General features: G+C 42.7%; 7 protein-coding genes. 2 read left to right on the top strand and 5 right to left on the bottom strand.

Annotated elements, in window-relative coordinates; all coding sequences use genetic code 11:
• From F6K20_RS11305 to F6K20_RS11285, 5 genes are all read right to left on the bottom strand, one after another.
• Positions 1–1989, bottom strand: a 1989-nt coding sequence (locus F6K20_RS11305; RefSeq protein WP_287294692.1) for a GAF domain-containing protein, incomplete at its 3' end; no start/stop codon positions are given.
• Between the two features lie 272 nt (positions 1990–2261).
• Positions 2262–5258, bottom strand: a complete 2997-nt coding sequence (locus F6K20_RS11300; RefSeq protein WP_008186491.1) for a methyl-accepting chemotaxis protein — start codon at positions 5256–5258, stop codon at positions 2262–2264.
• Positions 5259–5451: 193 nt separating this feature from the next.
• Entirely contained in the window at positions 5452–5997 is a 546-nt protein-coding gene (locus F6K20_RS11295) for a chemotaxis protein CheW (protein ID WP_008186493.1), read from the bottom strand.
• Between the two features lie 29 nt (positions 5998–6026).
• A complete protein-coding gene (locus F6K20_RS11290; RefSeq protein WP_008186495.1) occupies positions 6027–6392 on the bottom strand; it encodes a response regulator transcription factor in 366 nt (121 codons plus the stop codon).
• Between the two features lie 92 nt (positions 6393–6484).
• Positions 6485–7699 carry a response regulator gene (locus tag F6K20_RS11285; RefSeq protein ID WP_008186497.1) on the bottom strand — a complete coding sequence of 405 codons (1215 nt, stop codon included), beginning with the start codon at positions 7697–7699 and terminating at the stop codon, positions 6485–6487.
• Here F6K20_RS11285 and F6K20_RS11280 point away from each other — a divergent pair.
• Both F6K20_RS11280 and F6K20_RS11275 read left to right on the top strand, forming a co-directional pair.
• Positions 7699–7866 carry a hypothetical protein gene (locus F6K20_RS11280; protein WP_008186499.1) on the top strand — a complete coding sequence of 56 codons (168 nt, stop codon included), beginning with the start codon at positions 7699–7701 and terminating at the stop codon, positions 7864–7866. The two genes, F6K20_RS11285 and F6K20_RS11280, sit on opposite strands and share 1 nt — an antisense overlap.
• Positions 7867–8370: 504 nt before the next feature.
• Entirely contained in the window at positions 8371–9624 is a 1254-nt protein-coding gene (locus tag F6K20_RS11275; RefSeq protein WP_008186500.1) for an FtsX-like permease family protein, read from the top strand.
• Positions 9625–9943: the final 319 nt, after the last annotated feature.

The raw sequence follows: 9943 nt of genomic DNA, 5'->3' as shown, positions 1-9943 counted from the left end.
TTTTTCTAAGGACATGGCTCGCTCCATAACATTGCCCAGCTGAAGAGATAACTGCGTCAGGAAAATGATTTCAGACTCTTGCCACTGGTGTGGGGCCCTACAATGATGAGCAATAAGTAAACCGTAGAGTGTTTCTCCGTGGACAATTGGTGTCACTAAATTTGCTTTGATTTGCAATCGTTCCATCAACTTCTCGTGGTCACGATGGAAACCTGCTTCAAATACATTATTGGTGGCAATGACACGCCCATGTTTGTAGCCATCAATCAGTTGCTGTGGAATACAAGCATCTTCAATTTTCTTCTCAATCCTATCCTCAACCATATTTTCAATTGCTTTGGGCCAACCGGGTTGAACTGTCTCGAATCCAATGTAGCCACTACCATCAGGATTCAGGCGGTAGATAACTACCCGGTCCGCATTTAACTGATTGAGGGCTGTTTCCACCGCTTCTTGGAAAAGAGCTTTGAGGTCGAGAGATTTGTCCATGGGGGTAGCAGCAAGGTTAATAATGACCTGTGTCCGATTTGCCTCTCGATGTACCAGGTTTTCCTGACTGGTAACACTCTCAGCCATTTTATTAAAGGTCCTAGCTAGCTTACCGATCTCATCGTTAGTGATCAGATTGCTTCGGACTTGGCGTGACCCTTGAGCAAATTGCTCGGCTAAGTTTTGTAGCTGCTGGATAGGTTTAGTAATGGCTCGTCCTAGAAGAATAGCTAGTAATAGATTAGCGGTTAAAGCTAAGATGACTACTACCAACTGTAGGAGTAGCTTGTTGCTGAGCAGGAAGTTGAGTTGAGCTTCTGAGGTTCCCCTTACCAAAAGGGCAACTGGCTTACCACTAAAATTATTTAGCGTCTTGGCAGCGACTGTATAGGTTTGTCTCCCTATATTGATGCGTTTGGTAATCGGATTACCCTGAGCTGTTACCGCTTGATTCAGGAAAGGGGTATCGGGCAAGAAGACGTTCGGTTGAGCTTCTGCTAAATTGGTACTTTCACCCTGATCTAAGGCAGTTACCAAGACGAATTGACCATCGGCTTGACGTAGATATACCGCACTATAACCTCCCCCAAAAGACTTTAGGGTATCCTCGACGATAGGCAGCTTGCCATTGACAATATCCCCAGAAACCAATACTCCCAAAACTGCTCCTGTGTCGGTGGCTCTAATCGGTGTCACGGTGTAGCGAATCAAGAGATTGTTTTGCTGGACAATCCCAGCAGGTAGAAAGGGAGACTCTTTAGCAAGCTCAGACCAGCTGACTAGTTCACTGGTTTTAATTTGCTGAGGATTTTCCAGAACCTGACTGACTAAGTCGTTGGGATCGAAAAACTCCCCAGTTCGATCAGCATTAGCATTGACAATAATTCGCCGATCCTTTCCAACCAACGTGGCATATTCAATCCTACGAGTCTGGATTTCTTGCTGGAGAATATCTTTCACTTGTTTGAACAACCCGGGGGTTAAGGGTTTGCCTTGAGCATGGGTTTGAACCGCTTGAATAATTGCGCTATTGTGAGTTTGTCCCCGAAAGCCAAACCCCATCTGATTAATTTTGATATTATAGATAATATCCATAACCGCCAATTCTGATGTGGCTTGGTTGATTAACTGAGCACGACCTCCTGTAACAATCAAAAAAGCCCCCACACCTGCTAAGCCAACTACGGAGATCACTTCTGACGTCAACAGGGCGAAAAGCTGCTTCCTTTGTATAGGAAGGTTATAAAACCATTGAAAAAATAAAGATGGAAGTTTGTGGGCTGGTGCAACCTTTGACTGGATTAATTGGGGTAGTAGCAGTGATTTACCCAGTTTAGTTTTCCGAGTAAATGTTGACAGAAGCAAAGCTTGGTAGCTGCCATTATCACCATTTTCTGAAAAATTATCAGATAATTTATCTGATAACTTAATATAATTAGTATCAATCTGGTGACCATTGTTATCCTTAAGGGAGTTATTATGAGGAGGGATTTTAGTCATGGAATACGCCCAATTAATTAATTAAAAATAGGTAGTTTATCCTTGTCAAGACGTCCAGGATTTGGACATCGCTGCCACCATTGCCTAACTCGGGGTGACTGAAAAATTTCAGGAGTTACAGCCATATAATTTCCAGTCAATATTGTTGAGATCACAGTTGCTTTGAAAATGGCAATTAAGAATTAAAAATTAAAAATTAAAAATTAAAAATTAAAAATTAAAAATTAAAAATTAAAAATTAAAAATTAAAAATTAAAAATTGACTAAGAACACTAACTCACCTTGAACTTGCCTACACTATCTTGCAGTTGCTCGGCAACTGTAAGCAGTTGTTTAAAAGAGTGGGATACCTGCAACGCTTCTATGGAGGTATGATTAGCGATCGCTGCCACATTAGTCATAGTCTGAGTCACTGAAACGCTTGTTTGAGTTTGCTCAACAGTTACGGTAGCGATCGCTTCGACCAACTCATTAATCTTGACCATTACTTCAGTGATTTGATTCAAACTCTGCCTGGTGTCATCCACCAGTTTTGTGCCTCCTACCACTTGTTCAGTACCAGCTTCCATGGCAGCTACCACCTCATTGGTTTCCATCTGGATTTGTGCCACAATTTTTTCGATTTCTGCCGTTGCTTCTGCTGATTGATGGGCTAAGGCTCGCACTTCATCAGCAACCACCGCAAAGCCTCGACCTTCTTCCCCAGCACGAGCTGCCTCAATAGAAGCATTTAAGGCTAGCAAGTTGGTTTGAGCTGCAAAGTTACTAATCAGGTTAACTACTTTAGAAATCTTTTGGGACGATTCCCCAAGACGTTTGACCTTCTTGGCAGTGCTGCCTACAGTTTCCCGAATCGCCATAAAGCCTTCCACAGTGCGGTTCATAGCAGTATCCCCAGCTTCGACTGTCTGAGCCGCTTGTTTGACTGCAGCTTCAGCTTCAGAGGCTCTGGCAGCCACAGCTTGAGTTGAAGTCGTCATGTCTTGAATTCGTTGTAAGGCTGCAGTAATTTCCTCCGACTGTCGCAAGGCTTCTGTGGATAGTTCTCGAATCGCTGCTTCATCTTGAGTAGTGGTGGTGGTAACTTGCTTGGTTGCCTGTTGCACTTGCACCACAAGTTTGCGCAAGCTTTCAATGGTAGCGTTGTAGGAATCAGCAACAGTTCCCAATTCATCGGCGGTTACACGGGCACGGATCGAGAGGTCTCCTTTACTAACTGGGTCTACTTCCATCAGCAATTCCAGTGCTCGTTTTTGAAGCTGCTCTTTAGCCGTCCGTTGCTCGGCTTCAGCAATTCTTTGCCGTTCCAAGAGGTTGATCCGGTCAAGGGTTACTCCCACTTGGTTAGCTACTTGGGTTAAGAAATCGATTTCTGAGGCTTGCCAGGTCCGAGGTTCACTGCATTGGTGAGCAATTAATAAGCCTAAGAGTTCCCCTTCAACGAGAATCGGGGTAACTAAATTGGCTTTGACCGCAAAGGGTTCTAACTGTTTCAGGTGACACCGGTTCAGACCAGCTTCATAAATATTGGGTGTTGCCTTAACTCGACCTTGGATGTACTTATCCACGTAATTCTTTGCAAAGCAAGGGTCAGCAATTTCCGCACCGAGAGCCTGGGGCCAACCCGCAGCCAGGGATTCAGCAATGACAGTACCTTTCCCATTGGGGTCAAAGCGATAGACAACCACTCGATCCGCATCCAGCCCTTGTCGGCTCCCTCGCACTACCATATCCAGGATCTCTTGGAGGTCAAGGGCTTGAGTTAGCTGAATCGTAATGTCTTTCAGTTGCTTAGCACGCTTAGCCTCAAGGCTTTGGTCTTGTACCAGAAGTTTAATCCGGGCTACTAGTTTATTAAAGGTGTGAGCCAGGGTTTGGGTTTCTGCGGTACCACTCGGTTGAGCAATCGCATCTAAATTACCCGCAGCCACCTCCTTGGCTGTATCAGACAATTGACTTAGAGGAGCAGATAGGCGGCGGGATAAAAGCAGAACAACTACCAGAATCACTGCTCCCAAGGCTAGGGCTATAAAGACAAACGCTAAGATTAACTCATTACCAGCGTTTTGCTGTTCTGATTTGTCCACGGAAGCAACGGATACCCAATCCGTTTGTGGGTTAGTCACAATGGTATAGAACTTATCTTTATAGAGGAAGTAAACAATTTTTACCTGCTTTCCCGTTTTATTCGTATAGGTCGAAAGTCTTGCTTCCTTTAGTGAATACTTAGCTTTGAAGCGATTGAAGTCTTGCTTAGTATTAATAGTTAGCTGGGTCGGTGCCTGGACTAAAAACTTAGCAATTTCCCAAACTGCTTCACCTCCAATGATCTCCTCCTCATCCAGACTACCTTCAGGGGTGAGGGTACTAATTACCATGCCTTGGCTAGTGTCTATCAGCTGCACTTGTTGGGAACCCATCAATCCGATATGTTCTAGATAAGGGAACAGTTGCTCTAATTGATTCATGGGTAGCACAGCTTTAATCACCCCAAGAAATTCTCCTGATTGAGGATCCTTGATTGCCTGAGCTAGATCAAAACCAAAGACATTAGCTGAATCATCAAAGTCTAGTTCACTGACCCAACGCCCTTGACGCTTGGCTTGTTGCCACCAGTCTTCATCCCTTTGCACAAAGTCAGAGGTGAGATTACTATAAGCAATGTTGTACCCATAGCGGTCAGTGACAAATAATTCCCCTAGACCTACATCCTTGACGATTTTCTTTAAGTAACTATTGAGTTGTGGATTGGGTTGGAGGAGCTTTGTGTTTTGAAAACGTAATTCAATCTCGTGAATAGCCAGTTTCTGAAGTTCTTGCTGTTCTGCGGTTTTGCTACCAGCATGAGCTGCCTTGATGACTAAAGGATTACTAGCTAATAAGGTTGGTACGGTAAAGGTATCCTTAATCAGTTGGCTAGCTGCTTCACCAGCAATTAGAGCTTGCTCCTGCTGCTGTAATTTATTTCGCTCTTTGTCATGGTCGTGAACAATTCTGTAACTTACTAGACTAGCCAGAGTCAGAGGAATCAATACCGTTGGCATAATCGTTGTCAACAACTGGCGGCTGAGAGTATTTTTATTCTTCTGATTTTTTTTTTCAGTTTTAACCAGTTCCAGAAGCTGATCTCCTGGGTTGATATCTTGGTCTGGCAAATGGTTTACCTCGGTATCAGTTTCTGTTAACTCTTGAACAACCCGCAATTTAACGTTAGGAATAGTTGACTCAGGCAAGAGTGTCTTAACCAGCGCCTTTTGGGATTTTACCATATCATTATTATTTGTATTGTTGGCATTATTATTATAATGAAAAGTATTCGTTTATTTTTTATAAAACACTTATTTTTTATCCCAGTATTTTTTTTATTACCGTTATAAGTAATTAACGAATCATCATCTATAATTAGTTGTGATGATTGATTATGGAATAATACGTTCAGGTTACCGTCGCTGAATAGTAGGATTAAAACTTGGTATCAAAAATTAGTTTGCCATCAAAAACTACTAGCATTTCACCACCATGTTTCAGCCAATATCCCTGTAAAAACTTTGCCAATTCAGGATTCAGGCTTGATGATGGCAGAGGTTGAATCAAATCGGGATTGCACCATTCAATGTCCTCTACCCGGTTGACGACCAACCCTAGCATTTGGTTGTATTTAATGGACTTAGGATCATGAGACTGGATATGCAACACTAAGGAGGTGTAGTGTGATGTATTTACCGGTTGCTGATGCCAAGGAGTTAGTCCGACAATGTGTCCGAGATCGACCATCCAAAGAACTTCACCCCGCCAGTTGTAAACACCCATCACCCAAGGTGGCATATGGGCAATTGGAATAATTTGACCAACAGCAATGGTCAGCACTTCAGTCAGCTGATTAATTGGCATTAAAGCAGTAGTATCAGGTACCAGATGAAACCGCAGAAACTGCTGTCTAATTTCATTCGCAGCAGTTTCAGTGGCTGATGACGGGGAAGCTAATGCTGGGACAAACTTGGATACCATGATGATCTCTCTTTCTTTATAGCTCAGATTTAGCCCTTGACCAGTTGGTTAATGATTTTTAGGAGTTCTGCGTTATCAACAGGTTTATACAGGTAAGCATCTGCTCCCTGCTTCAACGCCCAAAATTTATCCATTTCAGTATCTTTGGTGGAGCAGATTATCACAGGTATTTGGCTTGTCTTAGCTTCATTTTTAAGGGTTCGACAAATTTCAAAACCACTGCGATCCGGAAGGACAACATCAAGGACAATCAAATCCAGCTGATTACTGCTAATTTTTTCTAGGGCTTCTGAGCCATTATGGGCAGTTAATACATTAAACCCATTTTCCTTGAGATAACCTCTGAAAATTTCTAGATCAGTTAATGAATCTTCAACAATTAATGCGGTAACCATTTTTATCCGATTTAAATAACTCTAAAATTATAATCAAGTAAGCAAGTGTTTAAACATATTTTTTTGTAAACACTTAAATTTCGGCTATCTAGTCAATTATAATTAACTTGTTTAAGATGTTTAATGATAACGCTCAATACTTCTTCAGGATTGATGGGTTTACTCATAAAATCTGAGGAGCCAACCATCTTCGCTCTCACACGGTCGATGATGCCGTCGTTACCGGTCAAAATTACGATCGGAGTATTGCGGAAAAAGGAGAGCCTGCGCAATTGACCGCAAATTTCATAGCCATTAGCATTGGGCATGACCAGATCTAAAAATATCAACTCTGGCTTAGTAGCTAACAAAGTAGCGATCGCCCTAAGTGCATCATTAATAGCCACAAAGCGATAGCCTTCTGAGGTAAGAATTTTTTCCATGCTTTGGCAGATCAGGGGACTATCATCCACACATGCAATCAAAGGTTTCTGCTCAGGTACAATTTTGACCGATGTTTCGTTCGGAGGTAGTGAAACTGGAGCAGGTAAATCCGGAATATCTATCAGTTCCACTAATCCTGATTGCAGGTGAGGCAGAATGGAGAGAGTAACTGCCCTAGCATCCCGTTTCATTAGTATGGCCAAGTCTCGTAGGGTATATTGTCCATTCAACAGCTTGGTCATAGTTTGATAAGCCTGAGGGGATGTTTTAACTCTCAGTTGTTCGGGCTGCCTGATAATTGGTGCCCGATTAGGGCAGCGGTCTGCTACACGAGCACTTTGCCAAGCTTCCCAAAGTTCATCAGCTTCATGGATGACTTGCTCTGCGTCAATCAAGACCAGTGGTTTAAAGAATGATGATAATGATGATGAGGAATCTGGTTTGATTTGATAGGTGATCTGCATGCCTTGGGTAACATCAAAAAGTATTTCTACCATGACAGACTGAATCATTTTGATAGCTTGATCACGGGTAACCTTGTGCAGATCTACCCATAGGCATAGTAAATGATAGTCCCAACAGACATTGACATCTTCCCAATTGGTATTAGCTAGATCCTCTTGCAGTGATGAAAGCTGAGCAGATGTCTGAGGACAGTGAATGAGTAGGTTTCTACGCCACCGTCTCACTGGATGAGTCCCTCCGGTAGCATACATGAGGCGACCCATATAAATGTGAAATATCCATTCTTGTTTACTAGGATCACTAAGAATGAGTTGACCGCTAAACCGAGGCTGCTTCAAAATTTCAAACAACCCAGCTTGTTTGACGGAAGTAAACTCTTTGATTGGAATTAGAGGATAATTTTGTTCTATCGCCATCATTGCCTTTGGTTTACCTGATTGCCGTTGTCAGCAAAACTGATTGTCCTAGTGCTGCCATTACCGGAATAATTTGCGGATTGGGAAGAGGCTTTCTTAACCATAGGCAAGAAAAAACACCGGGAACAGTTAAAGACTTTCACCGAGATGCACAAGTAACCTATGATTGATCAGGTAACTGCTAGCTCAATGCTACAGAATTTTATGAGGTTGATGTATCCGTGAGTTTACACAAATTACACGATATAGACTATGGGGTATTTACCCATTGACCGAAGTTTTTGATTATTTATGACCTTCTATGCCAGAAAACTACTGAAATGTATGACTCTTGCCACTGAGCCATGTTGCCATCTTGGCAGGGATTTACAAAAATTTACTGGTTAGTTAATGTTAGTTAATTAAAAGTCTATGAGTTACACTGGCTTTATGACTTTGACTGTAAGCATTCAGAAGAACGCGCTACACCCATGAAACCCTTGCCCTATTAATTTCTGGAAGCTTTTTAAATCAAGAGAGTATGCCCATGGAATAGTTTTCGTGGCTGGCGCTTGCGATCAGGTCTTCTTCGAACCCAAGGTTGGGAGAAATAACAATGACCAAAAACCCACACCTTACAATTTCTATGCTCTCGCACGTGATATTACTTAAAAGTTCTCTCGGCATGATCTTCTATGGTCTCTATTGCTCGCAAAAACCTCTGGGCAGACATCCCTCGCTTTCTGGTGGCTCAAGCAGGAATTATGTTTGCCGTTAGCCTAGTCACCATCCAAACTGGTATACTCAACGGGTTCACTCGCTCTACAGTTCTTCTGATTGAGGGGTCGGAGGCAGATATATGGGTAAGTTCTGAGCGAATGGTTCAGTTTGAGCTAACCGAGCCACTTTTAAAGAATCAGCTGGATCAAGCCCAACGAGTCAAAGGTGTGGAGCGAGCAGAAGCACTACTCATGGGGTCAGGTCGATGGCGTCCTCTTAAGGGAGATACCAGTCCTGTTACGTTGATTGGATTTGACCTAGGGGGAACACTGTTCCAACCCGGAAAAATCACTCGGGGTAGACTGAAGACCCTTAAGGAGCCTTATACCATTATGGTGGATCAAAGCAGATTACCGACGCTCAATGTGAAAGATATCGGTGATACCGCTACGGTTAATTTCTTGCCTGCTCGATTGGTCGGCTTAACCACAGATAGTCAATCCCTTGTAGCTAGCCCATTCTTATTTACTTCCTTAGAAAATGCCAATACCTATATCAACACCAGCTATACCTCTAAGCTTAACTGCACTGTAGAATCTTCAGATAATTTGCAGTGTACCACTATTTACGAAAAGTCAAAGTCTTTGAATAAGTCTGATGAGTCGGAGATTCCTGAACCTACACCTTTGAGCCTAACAGACCCCATTACCTATATCATGGTAAAGGCTAAACTAGGTCAGGATCTTGAGGAACTCAAGCAGAATTTAGACGCTGCTTTACCCGGGACTCGTGCTTATACGAAGGTTGAGATGGCACGCAAGACCCGAAATTACTGGCAGGTGCGAACAGGTCTTGGTTTTGTATTGGGTCTAGGTGCTGTTGTGGGAGTGATTGTTGGCATGGTAGTTGTCACTCAGATTCTCTACGCCTCGGTTTCTGACCATATCAAAGAGTTTGGTACCCTAAAGGCGATGGGCGCACCGGACCGGTTTATTTATAGTGTTATTGTGGAACAAGCATTGTGGATGGCTGTTCTTGGTTATGTGCCTGGTATGCTCCTTTGCTGGGGGTTGAGTGTATGGGTTAAATCAAAAGGAATTATTCTTTTAATCACACCATTATCTGCCACAGGTGTTTTTGGCATAACTGTGGTAATGTGTGTAACTTCGGGTTTGTTCGCTATCCAAAAGGTGACTCGTATTGATCCAGCTATTGTATTTAAAGCATAGAAACCTTTTTGAGTCAATCCCTTCGCGACCATTCAAAATTATCAATTCAAAATTCAAAAATACCCCCCGAATTCATTCGTGGGGGTAGAACATCGGGAGCAGGTCAAAGAAGCCGAACAAATGAACTACTTGACAAAAAAACAAAAATTATGTTAATAAGCCGGTATTAGTTGCAGAACAGATCAACTATGTACCATATGAGCAAGCAATTACCCATGAGGGGGCTATAGTAATGGTAAAAATATTCGGCATTTCTGACATGCTCCCCCTATTACCTATTACCCATTACCTATTACCCATTCCCCATTCCCCATTCCCA

Origin of the sequence: Moorena sp. SIO2C4 (assembly GCF_010672485.1) — a bacterium.
Lineage (GTDB): Bacteria > Cyanobacteriota > Cyanobacteriia > Cyanobacteriales > Coleofasciculaceae > Moorena > Moorena producens.
The sequence above is the reverse complement of the archived record's forward strand: the minus strand, read 5'-3'. Positions and strand labels throughout refer to the sequence as shown.

What these genes read in the sequence shown, in the direction of transcription:
- F6K20_RS11300 (WP_008186491.1), bottom strand. Translation starts at nt 5,258, where the DNA reads ATGGTAAAATCCCAAAAGGCGCTGGTTAAGACACTCTTGCCTGAGTCA.
- F6K20_RS11295 (WP_008186493.1), bottom strand. Translation starts at nt 5,997, where the DNA reads ATGGTATCCAAGTTTGTCCCAGCATTAGCTTCCCCGTCATCAGCCACT.
- F6K20_RS11290 (WP_008186495.1), bottom strand. Translation starts at nt 6,392, where the DNA reads ATGGTTACCGCATTAATTGTTGAAGATTCATTAACTGATCTAGAAATT.
- F6K20_RS11285 (WP_008186497.1), bottom strand. Translation starts at nt 7,699, where the DNA reads ATGATGGCGATAGAACAAAATTATCCTCTAATTCCAATCAAAGAGTTT.
- F6K20_RS11275 (WP_008186500.1), top strand. Translation starts at nt 8,371, where the DNA reads ATGGTCTCTATTGCTCGCAAAAACCTCTGGGCAGACATCCCTCGCTTT.